Consider the following 18,496-nt stretch of genomic DNA (forward strand, 5'->3'; position numbering starts at 1 on the left):
ACGACGGTCGTGTCCATGCGGAAGACGAACGACAATTCGCGCGGGACGCCGACAGATGGGCCGCCATCCGAGCGGCAGGGTGGGATCACGTGCGGATACTCAGCCATCACCTCTGTGAGGGAGGCGTCCCGGCGGTCGGGTTGGCGCGCGACGCGCTGGTCCGAGCCGGCTGGCGGCCGGGCCTGTCCGAGCGTCCCTGACGCATGTCCCAGAAATGGTCGATCGAGCGGGGTTCAGCCAGCCAAAAGTGGGACACGGTCTGCACCTGATGGGACGAGGAGGGGCGTGTCGTCGTCGGTGCCGGGGGTCCCGCGGATTCCGTCCACAGGCTGATGCCCACCCACAGCGAACGCCCCGCCGCACGGGGCGACGGGGCGTTCCAGACGCGGGTCGGGCTTACTCCGCCAAGCCCAGCACGTCGAGCAGCCACGCGATCTCGAACGCGCGCTCGCGCCAGGCGTTGTAGCGCCCGCTGACGCCGCCGTGGCCGGCGACCATCTCGCACTTGAGCAGCGCGTCGGCACCGACCTCGCGCAGGCGCGCGACCCACTTCGCGGGCTCCACGTACATCACGCGGGTGTCGTTGAGCGAGGTGACAGCGAGGATACGGGGGTACTGGACGCCCTCGCGGACGTTCTCGTACGGCGAGTAGGACTTCATGTAGGCGTAGACCTCGGCGTCGTGCAGGGGGTCGCCCCACTCGTCCCACTCGATCACCGTGAGCGGCAGCGAGGGGTCGAGGATGGTGGTCAGCGCGTCGACGAAGGGGACGTCGGCCAGCACTCCGGCGAACATCTCGGGTGCGAGGTTCGCCACGGCGCCCATGAGCAGACCGCCGGCGCTCCCTCCCTCGGCGACGATCTGCTCGGGGGTCGTGTACCCCTCGGCCACCAGGTGGCGGGCCGCGGCGACGAAGTCGGTGAAGGTGTTGCGCTTCGCGCGCATCTTGCCGTCTTCGTACCATTGGCGGCCCATCTCGCCGCCGCCGCGCACGTGGGCGACGGCGAAGACGACGCCGCGGTCGAGCAGGGAGAGGCGCGGCACCGAGAAGCCCGGCTCGATCGAGTGCTCGTACGACCCGTAGCCGTACAGGTGCACGGGCCGTGCCGACGCACCGGGCTCGCCGAACGAGCGCTTCCACACCAGCGATACGGGTACCTGCGTGCCGTCCTCGGCGGGGGCCCACACGCGCGCCTGACCGTAGTCGGCCGGATCGAACCCGCCCAGCACGGGCTGGCGCTTGCGAAGGAGCAACTCGCCGGTCTCGACGACGTAGTCGTAGACGGTGCCGGGAGTGACGAACGAGCCGTAGCCGAGGCGCAGCACCGGGGGAGCGTACTCGGGATTGCCGCCCGTGCCGACGCTGTAGAGGGGTTCGTCGAACCCGATCTCGGTGACGGCACCGTCGGCGTACGACAGCATGCCCAGGCGCGCGAGGCCGTCGCGGCGGTAGCCGACCACGCCCCAGTCGCGGAAGGTGTCGACGCCCAGCAACCGGTGGCCGGTGCGGTGCGCGATCACCGTCTCGCGCGGTCCCTGGGGGTCGGATGCCGAGACCCGCACGAGCTCGAAGTCGAGAGCGTCGTCGTTGTGCAGGATGTACAGCACGTCCTCGCCATCGACGACCGCGTGCGAGGAGGAGTACTCGATGCCCTCGCGACGCGGCCACACCACTCGGGGTTCGCCGCGGAGGTCGTCCGCATCGAGGATCCATTCCTCGCTCGTGATCGACGAGCCCATCTCGATCATGAGGAAGCGGTCGCTGCGGGTGAAGTCGGCCCCGACCCAGTATCGGTCGTCGGGCTCGTGGAAGAGCTTCACGTCGTCGCTGACGGGTGTGCCGATCTCGTGCAGCCACACGGTGTCGGGCCTCCAGGCGTCGTCGACCGTGGTGTACACGATGAAGCGACCGTCGGGCGAAAACGTCGCACCCGAGAAGGTGCCGGGGATCTCGTCGGCGAGCGTCTCGCCGGTGGTGAGGTCGCGCACGCGAACGGTGTAACGCTCGTCGCCCGCCACGTCGATGCCGTAGAGCATGCGCGTGCCGTCGTTCGAGACCTCGAAGCTCCCGAGCGAGAAGAATTCGGTGCCCTCGGCCTCGACATTGCCGTCGAACAGCACCTGCTCGCCGGGGACGGCGGTGTCGGGCGAGAGGGTCGGCGGTGTCCAGTCATCGGGGGAGTCGAGGGGGGCGCGGCACTGGATGCCGTACTGCGCCCCGGCTACGGTGCGGCCGTAGTACCACCAGTCGCCGCGGCGCGCGGGAACCGACAGATCGGTTTCGAGGGTGCGGCCCTTGATCTCGCCGAAGATCGTGTCGCGCAGGGGGGCGAGGTGCGCGGTGCGCTCGCCGGTGTAGGCGTTCTCGGCTTCGAGGTGCGCGATGACCTCGGCGTCGTCTTTCGCGCGCAACCACTCGTAGGGGTCGTCGAACGTGTCTCCGTGGTGGGTGCGCGCCACGGGGCGGCGGTCGGCGACGGGCGGGGTGAGCTTCGGGTCGAGATCGGTCACCGTTCCACGCTAGTGCGCCCGTCCGATGTCGGTCCGCGAGAATACCCAGGATGCCGGCGTCGCGCCGCCCCGCAAGTTTGACCGCCGAGGTCCTCGGTGAAAGGATGTCGAGGCGACCCCGGTGAACGGGTGTCGAACTCCAGGTGAACTCTTCGTTCGTCGCGCCGATCCCGTCGGCATCCCCTCTTCCTTCTCACGGAAAGCGAACGGTGGAGAGCGCAGCCCTCATCATCGTGCTGGTCATCGCGCTGGCACTGTTCTTCGATTTCACCAACGGATTCCACGACACCGCGAACGCGATGGCCACGCCCATCGCCACCGGTGCGCTGAAGCCGAAGGTCGCCGTCCTGCTGGCTGCCAGCCTCAACCTGGTGGGCGCGTTCCTGTCGACGGAGGTGGCCAAGACCATCTCGGGCGGCATGATCCGCGAAGACCAATTGAGCCCCGATATCTTTCCGCCGATCATCTTCGCCGGCCTCATCGGCGCGATCACGTGGAACATGCTCACGTGGCTCCTGGGTCTTCCCTCGAGCTCGTCCCACGCCCTCTTCGGCGGTCTGATCGGGGCGACCCTCGTGGGCGTCGGTGCCTCGGCGATCGACACCGGCGTCGTGCTGAGCAAGGTCATCCTGCCGGCGCTCATCGCGCCCCTCACGGCCGGGATCATCGCCTTCGCGGTCACCAAGATCGCCTACGGAATCACCCGCCGCTACGACATGAAGGCGGACGGCCGCGACGGCTTCCGCTGGGGGCAGATCTTCACGTCGTCGCTGGTCGCCCTGGCGCACGGCACGAACGACGCGCAGAAGACGATGGGCGTCATCACGCTCGCCCTCATCACGGTGGGCTGGCAGTCGACGTCCAACCCCGACCCGCAGCTCTGGGTCGTCTTCGCGTGCGCTCTGACGATCGCCCTGGGCACGTACATGGGCGGCTGGCGCATCATCCGCACCCTCGGCAAGGGCCTGACCGACGTCAAGCCCGCCCAGGTCTTCTCGGCCGAGACCTCCACGGCGGCGACGATCCTGGCATCCAGCGCCCTCGGCTTCGCCCTGTCGACCACGCAGGTCGCCTCGGGCTCGGTCATCGGCTCGGGCCTCGGTCGCCGCGGCTCGACCGTGCGCTGGAACACCGTCGGTCGCATCATGATCGGCTGGGTGCTGACGCTGCCCGCCGCGGGTGCGGTGGGTGCCGCCGCGGCGCTGATCGTCGTCTGGCTGGGCGGCTGGGGCGTCGCTGTCGACGCGGTCATCGCCGTCGTCATCATCCTGGGTCTGTTCCTGCGCTCGCGGCGGGACTCGGTCACGTCGGCCAACGCGATGAGCGAGGTCGCCGACTCGGGCGCTGCGGTCAAGGTGCCCCGCAAGCCCGGACCCACGCGTCGTCAGCGCCGTCTCGAGCGCGACAAGGCTGGGAAGGACGCCTGATGCTCATCAACTGGGAAGCCTTCCTCCACGTCTTCGTCGCCGCGATCGTCGGCGCATCGATCGTCGTGACCTTCTACTCGCTCGGCCTGCGACTGCTCGTCCGGGGTGGTCGCCCGCCGCTCGTCTCTCCGGCCGAATTCACGGACGCCATCACCGTGCTCACCGACAAGCAGAAGCGCCGGGCCGAGAAGGCGGTGGCCAAAGCGGCCAAGAAGAACCCGTTGAGCGAGGGGCAGAAGAGCGTCTCGCTGGTCGGCGCCTACCTGTGCTTCGCGGTGTGCGCCGCCGCCGTGCTCGGTGCGCTGCTGCTGATCCTCTTCAACCACTGACGTCTCGGGCGCGATGTCGGAGCCCCCTTTTAGGCTGAGGGCATGGCATCCGTGCAGTTCGGTCAACATGCGCCCGCGGCGCGCGTGATCCTCCATCTCAGCGACACCCACCTGCTGGGCGGCGACCGCCTGCTCGGCGACCGCTACGACACCGCGCTGCACCTTCGTCGCACGCTCGAGGCGGCCGCGGCGACGGGAGTGCGGCCGGATGCCGTGGTGTTCACCGGCGACCTCGCCGACCTCGGCGAACCCGAGGCCTACCGTGCTCTGCGCGACGCGGTCGAACCGTGGGCCGAGGGCCTCGGCGCGCCGGTGGTCTGGGTCGCCGGCAATCACGACGAACGCCCCGCTCTTCGTGAAGAACTCCTCGACGCCGAGCCGACCGAAGAACCCGTGACGGGTGTCTGGGATCTCGGCGGCCTGCGGCTGATCGCCCTGGACTCGACCGTCCCCGGCTGGCACCACGGCGATATCGACGCGGAGCAGCTCGAGTGGTTACGCGCAGAACTCGCGGAGCCGGCGCCGCTCGGCACGATCCTCGCGCTGCACCACCCGCCGCTTCCCACGCACATCCCCTTCTTCGACATCCTCGAGCTGCGCGACCAGTCGGGTCTCGCCGCAGCCATCGCCGGGAGCGACGTACGGGCGATCCTCGCGGGCCACCTGCACTACTCGACCTCGGGCACCTTCGCCGGAGTGCCGGTGAGCGTCGCCGCGGCTTCCTGCTACACGATGGACCTCGCGCGCCCCGGCGACGCGGTGAACGGGATGGATGCCGGACGCTCGTTCCACCTCGTCCATGTCTGGGACGACACGATCACCCACGCCGTCGTCCCCGTCGTCGACGTCGAGGCCTCGGGATTCTTCACTCCCGAGTGGACGGCGCGCATGGCGGCGCTGAGCCCCGAGGAGCGCCTCGAGGCGTTCTCGCGCAAACGCCCCTGAGGGGCGACGCTCACCGCGCGGCGCGGAGATGCCTGGCCGCCCCGTCCCGGGCCTGCGTACCGGATGCGGAGAGCGGAGACACGCCTGCGCGTTCCGGCGAACCGACCCGGTCTCGAGACGCGGCAATAGACGTCACGGAAGGTGTGGATCCGACGACCGGCCGCCGTGTCCACCGACCGGCAGTGCCGCCCTCGTTAGGCTCGTGGCATCCCTATTCGCCGTGACACCCACGAGGACTCCCACATGGCTTTGGACGCAATGACGCGCACCCGTACCGAGACCGACTCCCTCGGATCCCTCGAGATCCCCGCCGACGCGTATTGGGGGATCCACACCGCTCGTGCGCTCGAGAACTTCCCGATCGCCAAGCGCCCCATCTCGGTGTATCCCGACCTCGTGCGGGCGCTCGCGATGGTCAAGCAGGCCTCGGCTCGCGCCAATCGCGAGATCGGCGTGCTGGACCACGAGAAGGCCGACCTCATCGACCGCGCCGCGCAGCGCGTGATCGACGGCGAGTTCCACGACGAGTTCACCGTCGGCGTCATCCAGGGCGGGGCCGGCACCTCGACCAACATGAACGCCAACGAGGTGATCACCAACATCGCCCTCGAGCTGGCGGGACGGGAGAAGGGCGATTACGCCTTCCTCTCGCCGATCGACGATACGAACCGCAGCCAGTCGACCAACGACGTGTACCCCACGGCGATCAAGATCGGCCTCGCCCTGACCCTTCAGAGCCTGCTCGAAGAGCTCAAGCTCCTGCGGCAGTCCTTCCTGTCGAAGTCGGAGGAGTTCCACGACGTCCTCAAGGTGGGTCGTACGCAGCTGCAGGATGCCGTGCCGATGACGCTCGGCCAGGAGTTCCACGGCTTCGCGACCACCCTCGGCGAGGACTACAGCCGGCTCACCGAGAACGCCTACCTGCTCTACGAGATCAACATGGGCGCGACGGCCATCGGCACGGGGATCACCGCTCACGCGGGGTACGGGGGAGCGGTGCTCCGGCACCTGCGCGAGATCACCGGCCTCGACCTCGAGACGGCGACCGACCTCGTCGAGTCCACGAGCGACACGGGCGCTTTCATGTCGTTCTCGTCGTCGCTGAAGCGCAACGCGGTGAAACTGTCGAAGATCTGCAACGACCTGCGCCTGCTCTCGAGCGGCCCGCAGGCCGGTCTCGGCGAGATCAACCTCCCGGCGCGCCAGGCCGGCTCGAGCATCATGCCCGGCAAGGTCAATCCCGTGATCCCCGAGGTCGTGAACCAGGTCGCCTTCTCGGTGGTCGGCGCCGACATGACCGTCACGATGGCCGTCGAGAGCGGTCAGCTGCAGCTCAACGCCTTCGAGCCGGTCATCGCGCACTCGATCTACCAGTCGATCACGTGGATGCGGCAGGCGATGTGGACGCTCCGCGTCAACTGCGTCGACGGCATCACGGCCAACCGCGAGCGTCTCGGCGCGATGGTGGGCTCGTCGGTCGGCGTCGTCACGGCGCTGACGCCGTTCATCGGCTACGCCGCCGCGGCGGCCCTCGCCAAGACCGCGCTGCTCACGCACCGCAACGTCGCCGACCTGGTCGTCGAGGCCGGGCTCATGACGCGCGACGAGGTCATGAAGCAGATCTCTCCCGCCCGTCTCTCCGGTCTGCAGGCGGTGACGGCCGCGATCCCGATCGTGCGCGCAGCGGACAGCGTCGTCGAGGGCTGAGCGCTCGAGAACATCGAAGGGCCGGGACGCGATCGTCCCGGCCCTTCGCCGTGCGTGCCGACCTCAGTCGAGGATGCGGCAGTGAGTGGTCAGCTCGCCGATGCCGTCGATCCCGACGGTCACGGTCGAGCGGTCGCGCAGGAAGATCTGCGGGTCGCGCGAGTAACCGGCACCTCCGGGGCTGCCGGTGGAGATGAGGGTTCCGGGGAGCAGCGTCACCGACTCCGACAGCGTGTTGATGAGGGTCGCGACCGAGCGCACCATCTGGCCGGTGCTGGCATCCTGAACCGTGTGACCGTCGACGACGGTCCAGATGTGCAGGTCCTGCGGGTCGGGGATCTCGTCGGCGGTCACGACGAAGGGACCGGTGGGGGTGAAGCCGTCGAATGACTTGCAGCGCGACCACTGAGCCTCGGAGAACTGGATGTTGCGCGCGGTCACGTCGTTGACCACCGTGTAGCCCCAGACGTGGTCGAGCGCGTCCTCTTCGCTGATGTCGCGACCGGGGCGCCCGATGATGACGCCGAGCTCGGCTTCGTAGTCGACGGCCTCGCTCAGCGAACGCGGCCACGAGGTGGTCTCGCCGTGCGCGGTGAGCGAGTTCGGCCACAGCACGAAGACCGTGGGGCCGGCGTCGGTCTTCAGCCCCAGTTCTCCCGAGTGCGCCGCGTAGTTGAGGCCGACCGCGAGGATCGAGGGCGGTGCGAGCACCGCGGACGCGTACCGGATGCCGGAGAGCGGATGCCGCGGGGCACTCGTCGCGCCGTCGCGGACGCGGTCCAGCAGGTCGTCACCGCCGGCGATCAGCTCCTCGAGGGTGCTCGGGGCGCCGACGAAGAATTCGTCGACGAACGAGAACTCGTCGTCGTGGACGCTGACGAGACGGGGGGCTTCCGCCCCCTCCTGTGCACGGACGTGGGCGAAACGCATGCCTCCACGCTACCGGCCCCGGCGCGGTGGGGGTGTCCGCAAGCCCCGCAGGCCGGGTCGGAGGCCGCCCCTATGCTGTGCGCATGACCTTTCCCTCGCCGCTTTCGCAGCCCGGATCGGCCGACCCGCCCCGCATCTCGACGGCCCCTCAGTCGGCCGTCTCGGCGGCGCCGCCCCGCTCACGGCGGGGCGGTGTGGCGCTGTGGATCGTGGCGGTGCTCCTGGTGCCGCTGTTGGCCCTCCTGGTGCGCTACTTCACCGGCTTCCTCGGGACGGCGGCGTCGTTCGTCGGGCTCGTGCTCGCCGTGATCCCCTTCGTGATCGTCTGGTTCGCCGTGCGTTACATCGACCGATGGGAGCCCGAGCCGCGTCGCCTGCTCGTCTTCGCCGTGGCATGGGGTGCGATCGCCGCGGTGGCGATCGCGCTCGGCGTCGACCTCGTCATCACGTTGTTCGCCGGTCCGCAGCCGCCGGCGTTCAGCAGCGTCATCCAGGCACCGATCGTCGAAGAGGTCGCGAAGGGCCTCGGCGTACTGCTCATCTTCGCTCTCGCCCGCCGCGCCTTCGACGGTCCGGTCGACGGCATCGTCTACGGCGCTCTCATCGGGGCCGGCTTCGCCCTCACCGAGAACGTGCAGTACTTCGCCATCAGCTACCTCGAGGGCGGTCCGAGCCAGGTCGCGAGCACCTTCTTCCTGCGCGCCGTGCTCTCTCCTTTCGCGCACGTCATGTTCACGAGCGTCACCGGGTTCGCCTTCGGCCTGGCCGCCCGCCGGGGGCTGCGCACCGGCGCGGCGCTGCGGTACGGCGTCCCCGGGATCATCGGCGCGATCGTGCTCCACGCCCTGTGGAACGGCTCCGCCACGTTCTTCGACTTCTTCGAGCTGTACGCGGCGCTCCAGGTGCCGCTGTTCGTTCTGTTCCTGCTCGGCATCCTGGCCCTGCGCCGCGAAGAATCGCGACTCACGCGAGCGCGGCTGGGGGAGTACGCCGCGGCGGGGTGGTTCACCCCTCAAGAAGTCGACATGCTCGCCACCGCCCCGGGGCGGCGTTCCGCCCTGGCCTGGTCGCGGACACTGCCCGGAGACCGCTCCACGGTGATGAAGGGCTTCATCGCGGATGCCACGGCACTGGCCGCCGCGCGTCAGCGGACGCTGTCCGGACGCGACCCGCACGCCCCGGCCACCGAGCGGTATCTGCTCGAGCGCACGACGGCCGCGCGGGCGGCGCTGCTGCGTCCCTGACCCGGCGTCGCGACGGGGTCTTGACACCGTCTGAGGGGAGGAGCACCATCGATGTAGGCCAACTCAGCGCCCGGTAGACACGCAGGCATCGCCGCGGCACCGGGCGCTGAGTCTTTCTCGGGCAGGAATGTCCAGGGGGTTCGTGGGCGGCGCGTCCGTGCTTGGATGGAGTCATGACTGATCGCACCAAGCCGGAGTTCGATGCTCCCAGCGGCCCCGCCCCCTCCGACCTCGTCATCCGCGACATCATCGTCGGCGACGGCGATGAGGCGAAGCCCGGCGACACCGTCACCGTGCACTACGCCGGTGTCGAGTACGAGTCGGGTGAAGAGTTCGACTCCTCCTGGGGCCGGGGCGAGAGCATCCAGTTCCCCCTCCGCGGTCTGATCCAGGGCTGGCAGGACGGCATCCCGGGCATGAAGGTCGGCGGACGCCGCGAGCTCGTGATCCCGCCGCATCTCGCCTACGGACCCGCCGGTGGGCACTTCCTGGGTGGCAAGACCCTCATCTTCATCATCGACCTGCTGAAGGTTGGCTGATCGGGAGTTCTTCACCGAACATTCACGAACCCGAGGGGGCAGAGGCTCCCTCGGGTTCGTCATTTTCCTCGATCGTGGAATACATTCGTGTGAATGGGAGTTGGATCCCGGCAGGACGCCGATACGGCTCCCCAGACCTCTAGGAGTGACATGACCGACACCACCGCCCTCGACATCCCCGGCTACAAAGCAGGCACCTGGGTCCTCGACCCGTCGCACAGCGAGGTCACCTTCTCGGTGCGCCACATGATGATCTCGAAGGTCCGCGGCACCTTCGGCATGAAGAGCGCCACGATCGTCGCTCCCGAGAACCCCCTCGAGGCGACCGTCGAGGCTTCCGTCGACGTCACGTCGGTCGACACCAAGGACGAGGGGCGCGACCAGCACCTCCGTTCGGCGGAGTTCTTCGACGTCGAGACCTACCCGACGATGGACTTCCGCTCCACCGGCGTCCGCGTCGAAGACGGCGACTTCCTCGTCGACGGCAACCTCACCATCCGCGGCATCTCCAAGCCCGCGACCTTCTCGCTCGACTTCGGCGGCTTCGGCACCGACCCGTGGGGCAACTACAAGGCCGGCGCCACCGCGAAGACGGTCGTCAACCGCGAAGACTTCGGTCTCACCTGGAACGCCGCCCTCGAGACCGGCGGCGTGCTCGTCGGCAAGGACGTCACCATCGAGCTCGACCTGCAGCTCGCGCTCCAGGCGTGATCTTCCCGCAGCTCGCGCTGCGGACCTGACACATCGCGAAGGCCCCGGGTGCTCGGCATCCGGGGCCTTCGTCGTCGCCGCGGCACGGGTGGTCAGGTGCGGACGCGTCGGGGGAGACGGATCCGTTGCTGCACGAGCAGGATGCCCACGAACACCACCGCCGCGCCGACGGGTTCGTTCCACGAGATGCGCTCGCCCAGGATCAGGATGCCGAGAGCCACCCCGACCACCGGGGTGATGTACGTGACGGTCGAGGCGCGGGTCGGCCCCCAGGCGCGCAGGGTGTTCTGGTTCCAGACGTAGGCGATCCCGGTGCCGAGGACGCCGAGGGCGACGATGCTCCCGACGACCGGAAGGGTCAGCTGCATCGGCTCGGCCAGGATGAACGGCGACAGCAGCACCATGAACGCCGCCGCCGGCCCGATGTAGCCGAACGCGAAAGCGATGCCCGAGAGGCCGGTGTCGCCGAGGAAGCGGCGCATGTATGCGAGGCTGAAGCCGTAGCAGGCGGTGGCGCCCAGGAGGGCGATCTGCGCGATCGTGCTGTCGCCGACGGCGGCCACGGCGCCGGGGGCGATGATCACGACCACGCCCGCGATGCCCACCCCGATACCGATCAGCTGGCCGACCCGGAGTCTCTCGACGCGGAACACCGCCCACGCCATGATCGCCGTCATGATCGGCGTCGTCGCGTTGAAGATGCTCGCCAGGCCCGACGACACGTGCTGTTCGGCCCACGCGAACAGCAGGAACGGCACGACGCAGAAGCTCATCGAGAGTACGCACAGGTGCCCCCAGACGCGGCGGTCGCGGGGGAGGCGTTCACGACGGATCGCCACGATCGCCGCGAGCGCCAGGGCGCCGAACAGGAGCCGCCCGCCGGCGACCTGGGCCGGCGTCATGCCGGTCAGGGCCACCGCGATGAAGAGAAAGCTCGAGCCCCACACGATTCCGGTGAGGATGAACTGCACCGCGATCGAGAAGGGGGAGGGAGCGGGAGAGGGAGCCACGATTCCGACCCTAGGGCCGAGGTGCGACATCGCGTGGGCTTCGGTGATGCGACGTCCGTAATCCGCCGACGCTCGGCAGCCGGCGGGTTCCTCCGCCGCGTCAGGGCCGCGGGTCGAGGGCGTCGTACTGCCGGAATCGTGGGGAGAACCGCACGAGCGTGCCGACGAGGGCGAGGATCAGGATGCCGCCGAACAGGGGCGGAACCCAGAGGGCGGCGAGGGTCGCCAGGGTGCCGGCGTACAGGGCTCCGACGCGGGGGCCGCCGGCGACCACGACGATGAAGATCCCCTGGAGGCGGCCCCGCATGGCATCGGGAACGGCCGCCTGCATCATGGTGGACCGGTAGATGGCGCTGACGTTGTCTGCCGCTCCCGATACGGCGAGTACGACCGCGGCGAGGGCGATGAGCGCGACCGCCGCGTGGGTCTCGTCGACGAGCGCGGGACGCAGCCAGCCCAGGGTGGCGGCCAGCAGCACGAGCCCGAACAGACCGATCGATAGGCCGTAGGCCTGGATCGCGCGTTCGATGCCGAGCCCCTGTCGCCGCACGCGGCCGATCGGTCCCGAGAACAGGCTGGAGAAGAAAGCTCCGGCGGCGACGGCCGCCGTCAGGATCCCGGTCGTGATCGCCCCGCCGCCGAGCAGTACCGCTCCGATGGCCGGGAAGAGCGCGACCGGCTGTCCGAAGGTCATCGCGAGGATGTCGAGGATGTATTGCAGTCGGATGTTCGGAGCCCGCCGCAGGAAGCGCACGCCGTCGCGGAACGACTCGAGACCCGGACGCACGATCTCGCCCTCGGGGCGGAGCTTCGGCAGCGACCACAGACCGAGGAACAGCGAGGTCATCAACAGCACGTCGAGCGAGTAGGTCCAGGCGTAGCCGGCCACCGCGACGAGCACTCCCGCCAGGGCGGGGCCCGCCATCACCATGACCCCGACGGTGACCCCCTGCAGCGCGGCCGCGGCGGGCAGCAGATCGCGCGGGATGAGGCGGGGGGTGATCGCCGACTTGGTGGCCATGACGATCGAGTTGGCCGCGGAGTTCACCACACTCAGCGCGAAGAGCCAGGCCACGGTCTCGAGCCCCGTCCAGGCGAGCACGGCGAGCAGCGCCGTCGAGACGAAGGTGACGACCGCGGCGAGCAGGGCGACCGTGCGTCGGTCGAAGGCGTCGGCGAGCATGCCGCCGTAGAGTCCCGCCGCGACCATGGGGAGCAATCCCGCGACGGCGATCATCGACACCGCGAAGGTGCTCTGCGTGAGCTCGAACACGTGGAGCATGACGGCCACGACCGTCAGCTGGCCGCCGAGTCCGGCGAGCGTCGACCCGATCCACAGGCGCGCGAAGGCGGGAGAGGTGGTGAGGGGGCGCAGGTCGATGAACGCTGCGCGGGCGCCACGGCGCGGTGGTGCCGCGGGATCGGTCTTACTCACGGATCGAGGCTACGCCAGGCCTTCGACACCGCGATCGCCGCTCGGCGGCGGCTCCCGGCATCCGGAGTCCTCCGAGAACATCACCGCAGGGCCGGGTTCGGTCTGACTCGACCGGTGCGGTTCGGGCATCCCGATGCTGGTAGACTCATGCGGTTGCCGTTCGATCGGCCGCGGATAAAGAGAGCTCGCACATTGTGTGACGGGCGCCGCGCAATGAGAAGGAAGGGGATCCCATCTATGGCACTCGAAGCAGACGTCAAGAAGGCGATCATCGAAGAGTACGCGACGCACCCCGGTGACACCGGATCCCCCGAGGTGCAGGTCGCGATGATGACGCAGCGCATCAAGGACCTCACCGAGCACCTCAAGATCCACAAGCACGATCACCACTCGCGCCGTGGGCTCTTCCTGCTCGTCGGTCAGCGCCGCCGCCTGCTGGGTTACCTGCAGGACGTCGACATCAACCGTTACCGCTCGCTCATCGAGCGTCTCGGTCTGCGTCGCTAATCGCACCAGCGTTCTATCGCGCAAAACATTCTTGGAAGGCCGCCCCACGGTGTGGGGCGGCCTTCGTCATTCCCGGATGCCGTGGCCCCGTGGCGCGTGCTCGTCGTCGCGTCTCGATGCGCGGGCGTTGCGCGGCCACGTGCACCGGGTTGCACGCATAAACGCGATCGGCGCCCATAAACGCGGTGTGCACGCGTTTATGGGCGCCAACGGTGTTTATGCGTGGCCCTGCGGCCCTGGGTCCACGGTCCGGCGGCCGCGCGGCCCTGCGACCCGCGGCCACGCGAGCGGTCGCGGGCGCCGGCCACGCGGTGGGCGGGTCAGGATGCCGCGCGCGCGGCGAGCAGGTCGGAATGCCAGCGCTCCGCCACATCGGGGTGTGCACGCAAGCGCGACTTGAGGGCGTTCTCGCCGTAGGTGGCGTGGATGGGGTTGGTGGGGTCGTCTTCGACGCCGCGGGCTTCGGCGGCGAGCTCGGCCGGCAACTCGATGATCGGCAGACGCGCATCCAGAGCGGGGTTGAAGAAGAACGGCACGGAGATGCGCTCGTCGGGGAAACGCGGCGAGATCACGCGGTGGTTCGTCGCGCGCAGGTACCCCTGGGTGGCGTACTCGAGCAGCTCTCCGATGTTGACGACGAAGGCGCCGGAGACCGGGGGAGCGTCGACCCACTCTCCCTCGCGCTCGACCTGCAGGCCGCCCTTGCCGGGCTCGACCCAGAGCAGGGTGAGGACGCCGGAGTCCTTGTGGGCACCGACGCCTTGCTGGGGCGTGGGGTCGTCTTTGCCGGGGTAGCGGACGATCTTGATCAGGGTCTGCGGGTCGCCGAAGTGGCGGTCGAAGTACTGCTCCTCCGCGCCGAGGGCGAGCGCCCACGCGCGCAGCAGCTTGCGGGCGACGCCGGTGAGGTGATCGTGCCACTCGGTGACGACGTCTTTGAGCTCGGGCTGCGCCGACGGCCACAGGTTCGGGCCGATGAGCCGGTTGTATCCCGGACCGTCGGGGTCGTCGATCGCGTCGCGCTCGGGACCGATGTCGATCTGCTCGCGCCAGTCGACGCGACCCTGGGTGCGCTCGCCGCCGACGCGGGTGTAGCCGCGGAAGTGCGGGCTCGTGACGTTCTCGATCGAGAACTTCTCGGCCTCGGGGAGCGCGAAGAAGTCCGTGGCCGCCTGCAGCAGGCGCGCCTCCAGCTCGGGGCTCACGCCGGTGCCGGTGAGGTAGAAGAAGCCGACGTCGTGGGTCGCGGCGCGCAGCTCGTCGCGGAAGCGGGCGGCGGCATCCGGGCCCTGGTCGAGGAGCGACAGGTCGAGCACGGGGAGGTTCAGGTCGGACATGCGTCGAGGCTAGATCGTCGCCCCCGGTGCACACCGGAATGTTGCCGAGGGTTACCGACGGCACCTCTTCGCGAGCCGAGGCCGATCAATCCCCGCCGATCGGCGGGGTGCGAATCGTCCCGGGACTTGCGTAATGTGTGCTGGTCAGGTGAGGCTGTCCTTACCTACCCGCAGCGCCGCGGCTCCACCCGAGAATCGAAAGTCGGAACACCCGCCCGTGCTCGCCACCTTCCTCATCGGCCTTCGCGAAGGCCTCGAAGCCGCTCTCGTCGTCGGCATCCTCGTCGCCTACCTCACGCGTATCGACCGGCGCGACGCCCTGCCGCGCCTGTGGGCGGGTGTCGGGCTCGCCGTCGCCCTCGCTCTGGCCATCGGTGCGGTGTTCACCTTCGGCGCGTACATGCTCACGTTCGAAGCGCAGGAGCTGCTCGGCGGCGGTCTTTCGCTGCTGGCCGTGGCCATGGTCACGTGGATGATCTTCTGGATGCAACGCGCCGGACGCACGCTCAAGGCCGGCCTCGAGGGCGGTGTCGACAAGGCGCTGCGCGGCGGCGTCTGGGCGCTCGTGGCGATCGGTTTCGTCTCGGTCGCACGCGAGGGGGTCGAGACGACGCTGTTGCTGTGGTCGATGGTGCAGTCTTTCGGCGACGCCCCGACAGCCCTCCTCGGGGCTCTGCTCGGACTGGCCGCGGCGGTCGTGCTCGGCTGGCTCATCGCTCGCGGAATGCTGCGCCTCGACCTCTCGCGTTTCTTCACGTGGACCGGAGGATTCCTCGTCGTGGTGGCCGCGGGCGTGCTCGCGTACGCGTTCCACGACCTGCAGGAGGCCGGTGCGCTCCCCGGTCCCTTCGGCGCCGGCGCCCCCGTCGATGCGGCGACGGGTCTGGTGGCCACCGGCTGGGCGGGCCTGCCCTTCGGCTGGGCGTTCGACGTGTCGGGGGTGATCGCCCCCGGCGGCCCTCTCGCTGCTCTTCTGCAGGCCACCATCGGCTTCATGCCTCAGATGACGTGGCTGCAGGTCATCGCGTGGACTGCGTACGTCGCGATCGTCGTGCCCCTCTTCGTGCGGGGTGTCCGCGCCAACGGACGGTCTCGTCGCGCCGCGAAAGCCGCGCCCGCTGCCGCGGACACCGCCGCGCCCGCTGCCGCGGACACCGCCGCGCCCTCGACCCCCGACGCGGCGACCGCCGCACCGTAGACCCCCGACGCCGCGCGCGTGCCCGACGCCGTGGCATCCACCCCTCCTTCCGAACGGAGCATCATGAACCCGACTCGCCTCCTCGCGGCCACGGCCGTGGCCGGCGCGGCCGTCCTCGTCCTCTCCGGTTGCGTCGCCAAGTCCGACGCCGCCGCCTCCGGAGCTCTCTCGGTCACCTCGACCGACGACGGGTGCGCCGTGTCGTCGGCCAGTGCGCCCAGCGGCACCGTCGCCTTCGACGTCAGCAACAAGACCGACCAGGTCACGGAGTTCTACCTGCTGGCATCCGACGGTCTGCGCATCGTCGGCGAGGTGGAGAACGTCGCGCCCGGCGCCTCGCGCAACCTCACGGTCGTCGCGCAGCCCGGCGACTACTTCACCCTCTGCAAGCCGGGCATGGTCGGCGACGGTGTCGGCAAGGCGAGCTTCTCGGTGACCGGAGACGCGGTCGCCGTCGATGGTCCCGACGCCGAGCAGAAGCAGCAGGCGGTCGACCTCTACGCGGCGTTCGTGAAGGATCAGGTCGGCCAGCTCCTTCCCGCGGTGCAGACCTTCTCCGCTGCGTACGAGTCGGGCGACGACGCCGCCGCGCGTGAGCAGTTCCCGCGCGTGCGGGCGTTCTACGAGCGCATCGAGCCGATCGCCGAGGCACTGGGCGACCTCGACCCGCGCATCGACTACCGCGAGGTCGACGCGGTGGCCGAGGGGCTCGACTGGACCGGATTCCATCGCATCGAGAAAGATCTCTGGGTTCCCGCGCAGGATGCGCTGAACGCCGACGGGGAGACCCCGGCCTGGAAGAATTGGGCGCCCTCGACCCCCGCCGAGCGCGCGACGTACGGCGACAAGCTCGTCGCCGACACCCAGGAACTATACGACTACGTGCACTCCGACGCCTTCGTTCAGGCACTGGACGCGCAGGGTGTCGCGGGCATCTCGAATGGCGCGATCTCGCTGCTCGACGAGGTGGCCACCGGCAAGATCAGCGGCGAGGAGGACTGGTGGTCGGGCACCGACCTCAACGATTTCGCGGCGAACGTCGAGGGCTCGAAGATGGCGTTCTCGCTCGTGCGCGACTTCGCCGACTCGAAGGGCGACAAGGGCACCGCGCTGGTGACCCGCATCGACGGCGGCTACGCCGACCTCGAGGCCGCCCTCGCGAAGTACGGTTCGCTCGACGCCGGCTTCGTTCCCTACAGCCAGATCACCGAGGCCGACAAGCGACAGCTCACCGACCTCATCAACGCCCTCGCCGAGCCGCTGTCGCAGCTCACGGTGACGATCCTGGAGTGAGCGTGAGCGACGCGGAGAAGACCTCGGACGAGAAGGCCTCGGATGCCACGGGCCTCTCGCGCCGCGGACTGATGGGGCTGGCGCTCGGCGCCGGCGCCACGGGACTCGTCGTGGGTGCCGGTGGCGGCCTCGTCGGCGGGCAGGCCTACGCCCTCGAGCAGCAGAAGGCGATGAGGGATGCCGCGGCGGCGACGACCGGCATCCATCAACCCGGGATCACGACGCCGGTGCAGGAGCACTTGCACTTCGCGGCGTACGACATGATGGCGCGCACCACCCGCGACGACCTCGCCGAGCTGCTGTCGGACTGGACCTACGCCGCCACTCGCATGATGCAGGGGCTCGAGGTCACCGCCACGGGAGCCGTCGGTGGATCTCCCGAGGCGCCGCCGGACGACACGGGGGAGGCTCTCGGGCTTCCCGCGAGCAACCTCACGATCACCTTCGGCTTCGGCCCCTCGCTGTTCGATGCGCGTTTCGGCCTGGAAGATCAGCGACCCGACGGGCTCGAGCGACTCCCGGCCTTCCTCGGCGACGACCTCGACCCGCTGCGATCCGACGGCGACCTCTGCATCCAGGCCTGCGCCGATGACCCCCAGGTGGCCGTCCACGCAATCCGCAACCTCAGCCGCATCGCCTTCGGGCGCGCCACGATCCGCTGGTCGCAGCTCGGATTCGGTCGCACCTCGAAGACGACGTCCGAGCAGACGACTCCGCGGAACCTGTTCGGCTTCAAGGACGGAACGGCCAACATCCTCGCCGACGACACGGCCGCCCTCGACGAGAACGTCTGGGTGTCGGCATCCGAGGGTCCGGCGTGGCTTGCGGGCGGGTCGTATCTCGTCGCGCGGCGTATCTCGATGCTCATCGAGACGTGGGATCGCACGCGGTTGGCCGAGCAGGATCGCGTGATCGGGCGCGACAAGGCGAAAGGGGCTCCCCTCTCGGGCGGTGACGAGTTCACCGCGCCCGACTTCGCGGCGACGGGTTCGGCGGGAGCCCCGGCGATCGATCCGCGCAGTCACGTGCGGCGCGCGCACCCCGACACGAACGGGGGCATCCGGCTCCTCCGGCGCGGCTACAACTTCGTGGACGGCACGACCGACCTCGGTCGGCTGAACGCGGGTCTGTTCTTCTTGTCGTTCCAGAAGAGCCCGCAGCGATACATCACGGTGCAGAAGGCCCTGTCGACGGATGCCATGAACGAGTACGTGCGCCATGTCGGCTCGGGGCTGTGGGCGGTGCCCCCCGCTCCGGCCGCGGGCTCATCGGTGGGCGCCGGGTTGCTCGGCTCCTGACGGGCGGGCGCGGACACGTGGGCCCTGACGCGTCGGTCCGGACGCGGGGTCCCGGGTGTGTGGGCCCCGAGGCGG

General features: G+C 69.5%; 16 protein-coding genes. 11 read left to right on the top strand and 5 right to left on the bottom strand.

Features of this window, described 5'->3' with window-relative positions:
* Nucleotides 1–396 precede the first annotated feature (396 nt).
* Nucleotides 397–2,511 (bottom strand): S9 family peptidase, encoded by a 2,115-nt coding sequence (locus MTE01_RS02785; RefSeq protein WP_141375582.1) that lies wholly within the window; start codon nt 2,509–2,511, stop codon nt 397–399.
* Between the two features lie 209 nt (nt 2,512–2,720).
* On the opposite strand from MTE01_RS02785, the gene MTE01_RS02790 reads away from it, so the two are divergent.
* From MTE01_RS02790 to MTE01_RS02805, 4 genes are all read left to right on the top strand, one after another.
* Nucleotides 2,721–3,938: an inorganic phosphate transporter gene (locus MTE01_RS02790; RefSeq protein ID WP_141375584.1), complete on the top strand. Its 1,218-nt coding sequence runs from the start codon at nt 2,721–2,723 to the stop codon at nt 3,936–3,938.
* Nucleotides 3,938–4,267, top strand: a complete 330-nt coding sequence (locus MTE01_RS02795; RefSeq protein WP_103210354.1) for a peptidase — start codon at nt 3,938–3,940, stop codon at nt 4,265–4,267. The genes MTE01_RS02790 and MTE01_RS02795 overlap by 1 nt, the downstream gene beginning before the upstream one ends.
* Nucleotides 4,268–4,309: 42 nt before the next feature.
* Nucleotides 4,310–5,212: a phosphodiesterase gene (locus MTE01_RS02800; RefSeq protein ID WP_141375586.1), complete on the top strand. Its 903-nt coding sequence runs from the start codon at nt 4,310–4,312 to the stop codon at nt 5,210–5,212.
* Nucleotides 5,213–5,455: 243 nt separating this feature from the next.
* The gene (locus MTE01_RS02805; protein ID WP_103210358.1) at nt 5,456–6,919 is read left to right on the top strand and encodes an aspartate ammonia-lyase; all 1,464 of its coding nucleotides are present in this window, start codon (nt 5,456–5,458) and stop codon (nt 6,917–6,919) included.
* Between the two features lie 63 nt (nt 6,920–6,982).
* On the opposite strand, the gene MTE01_RS02810 is transcribed toward MTE01_RS02805, so the two are convergent.
* A complete protein-coding gene (locus MTE01_RS02810) occupies nt 6,983–7,849 on the bottom strand; it encodes a fumarylacetoacetate hydrolase family protein (RefSeq protein ID WP_141375588.1) in 867 nt (288 codons plus the stop codon).
* Nucleotides 7,850–7,932: 83 nt separating this feature from the next.
* Here MTE01_RS02810 and MTE01_RS02815 point away from each other — a divergent pair, with 83 nt between their 5' ends.
* The 3 genes from MTE01_RS02815 to MTE01_RS02825 all read left to right on the top strand — a co-directional run bounded on the left by MTE01_RS02815 (nt 7,933) and on the right by MTE01_RS02825 (nt 10,343).
* Entirely contained in the window at nt 7,933–9,093 is a 1,161-nt protein-coding gene (locus tag MTE01_RS02815; RefSeq protein ID WP_116238401.1) for a PrsW family intramembrane metalloprotease, read from the top strand.
* A 173-nt stretch (nt 9,094–9,266) separates the two neighbouring features.
* Nucleotides 9,267–9,632 carry an FKBP-type peptidyl-prolyl cis-trans isomerase gene (locus MTE01_RS02820; RefSeq protein WP_013583439.1) on the top strand — a complete coding sequence of 122 codons (366 nt, stop codon included), beginning with the start codon at nt 9,267–9,269 and terminating at the stop codon, nt 9,630–9,632.
* 150 nt (nt 9,633–9,782) lie between these two features.
* Nucleotides 9,783–10,343 (top strand): YceI family protein, encoded by a 561-nt coding sequence (locus MTE01_RS02825; RefSeq protein WP_103210365.1) that lies wholly within the window; start codon nt 9,783–9,785, stop codon nt 10,341–10,343.
* A 92-nt stretch (nt 10,344–10,435) separates the two neighbouring features.
* Here MTE01_RS02825 and MTE01_RS02830 read toward each other — a convergent pair whose 3' ends face one another.
* Both MTE01_RS02830 and MTE01_RS02835 read right to left on the bottom strand, forming a co-directional pair.
* Nucleotides 10,436–11,383: a DMT family transporter gene (locus MTE01_RS02830; RefSeq protein WP_371861587.1), complete on the bottom strand. Its 948-nt coding sequence runs from the start codon at nt 11,381–11,383 to the stop codon at nt 10,436–10,438.
* A 70-nt stretch (nt 11,384–11,453) separates the two neighbouring features.
* Nucleotides 11,454–12,788, bottom strand: coding sequence for an MFS transporter (locus MTE01_RS02835; RefSeq protein WP_246077946.1), 1,335 nt, complete (start codon nt 12,786–12,788; stop codon nt 11,454–11,456).
* 237 nt (nt 12,789–13,025) lie between these two features.
* Between MTE01_RS02835 and rpsO the strand changes: the two genes are divergently transcribed.
* Nucleotides 13,026–13,295: a 30S ribosomal protein S15 gene (rpsO, locus tag MTE01_RS02840; RefSeq protein WP_013583433.1), complete on the top strand. Its 270-nt coding sequence runs from the start codon at nt 13,026–13,028 to the stop codon at nt 13,293–13,295.
* A gap of 320 nt (nt 13,296–13,615) precedes the next feature.
* On the opposite strand, the gene MTE01_RS02845 is transcribed toward rpsO, so the two are convergent.
* Nucleotides 13,616–14,632, bottom strand: a complete 1,017-nt coding sequence (locus MTE01_RS02845) for an isopenicillin N synthase family dioxygenase (RefSeq protein WP_141375592.1) — start codon at nt 14,630–14,632, stop codon at nt 13,616–13,618.
* A 217-nt stretch (nt 14,633–14,849) separates the two neighbouring features.
* On the opposite strand from MTE01_RS02845, the gene efeU reads away from it, so the two are divergent.
* The 3 genes from efeU to efeB all read left to right on the top strand — a co-directional run bounded on the left by efeU (nt 14,850) and on the right by efeB (nt 18,421).
* Nucleotides 14,850–15,830, top strand: a complete 981-nt coding sequence (gene efeU, locus MTE01_RS02850; protein WP_141375594.1) for an iron uptake transporter permease EfeU — start codon at nt 14,850–14,852, stop codon at nt 15,828–15,830.
* A gap of 63 nt (nt 15,831–15,893) precedes the next feature.
* On the top strand, nt 15,894–17,123 hold the full coding sequence (gene efeO / locus MTE01_RS02855) for an iron uptake system protein EfeO (protein ID WP_141375596.1): 1,230 nt from the start codon (nt 15,894–15,896) through the stop codon (nt 17,121–17,123).
* Nucleotides 17,120–18,421 carry an iron uptake transporter deferrochelatase/peroxidase subunit gene (gene efeB, locus MTE01_RS02860; RefSeq protein ID WP_281285392.1) on the top strand — a complete coding sequence of 434 codons (1,302 nt, stop codon included), beginning with the start codon at nt 17,120–17,122 and terminating at the stop codon, nt 18,419–18,421. Before efeO ends, efeB begins: the two co-directional genes overlap by 4 nt.
* The last annotated feature ends 75 nt before the right edge of the window (nt 18,422–18,496 follow it).

The sequence above is a fragment of the Microbacterium testaceum genome, from assembly GCF_006539145.1.
Taxonomy (GTDB): Bacteria; Actinomycetota; Actinomycetes; order Actinomycetales; family Microbacteriaceae; genus Microbacterium; species Microbacterium testaceum.

Bases quoted from the DNA above. Each gene is read 5' to 3' on its own strand.
- MTE01_RS02805 (WP_103210358.1), top strand. From the start codon at position 5,456: ATGGCTTTGGACGCAATGACGCGCACCCGTACCGAGACCGACTCCCTC.
- MTE01_RS02795 (WP_103210354.1), top strand. From the start codon at position 3,938: ATGCTCATCAACTGGGAAGCCTTCCTCCACGTCTTCGTCGCCGCGATC.
- MTE01_RS02815 (WP_116238401.1), top strand. From the start codon at position 7,933: ATGACCTTTCCCTCGCCGCTTTCGCAGCCCGGATCGGCCGACCCGCCC.
- MTE01_RS02800 (WP_141375586.1), top strand. From the start codon at position 4,310: ATGGCATCCGTGCAGTTCGGTCAACATGCGCCCGCGGCGCGCGTGATC.
- MTE01_RS02830 (WP_371861587.1), bottom strand. From the start codon at position 11,383: ATGTCGCACCTCGGCCCTAGGGTCGGAATCGTGGCTCCCTCTCCCGCT.
- MTE01_RS02820 (WP_013583439.1), top strand. From the start codon at position 9,267: ATGACTGATCGCACCAAGCCGGAGTTCGATGCTCCCAGCGGCCCCGCC.
- efeO (WP_141375596.1), top strand. From the start codon at position 15,894: ATGAACCCGACTCGCCTCCTCGCGGCCACGGCCGTGGCCGGCGCGGCC.
- MTE01_RS02825 (WP_103210365.1), top strand. From the start codon at position 9,783: ATGACCGACACCACCGCCCTCGACATCCCCGGCTACAAAGCAGGCACC.
- MTE01_RS02845 (WP_141375592.1), bottom strand. From the start codon at position 14,632: ATGTCCGACCTGAACCTCCCCGTGCTCGACCTGTCGCTCCTCGACCAG.
- rpsO (WP_013583433.1), top strand. From the start codon at position 13,026: ATGGCACTCGAAGCAGACGTCAAGAAGGCGATCATCGAAGAGTACGCG.
- MTE01_RS02810 (WP_141375588.1), bottom strand. From the start codon at position 7,849: ATGCGTTTCGCCCACGTCCGTGCACAGGAGGGGGCGGAAGCCCCCCGT.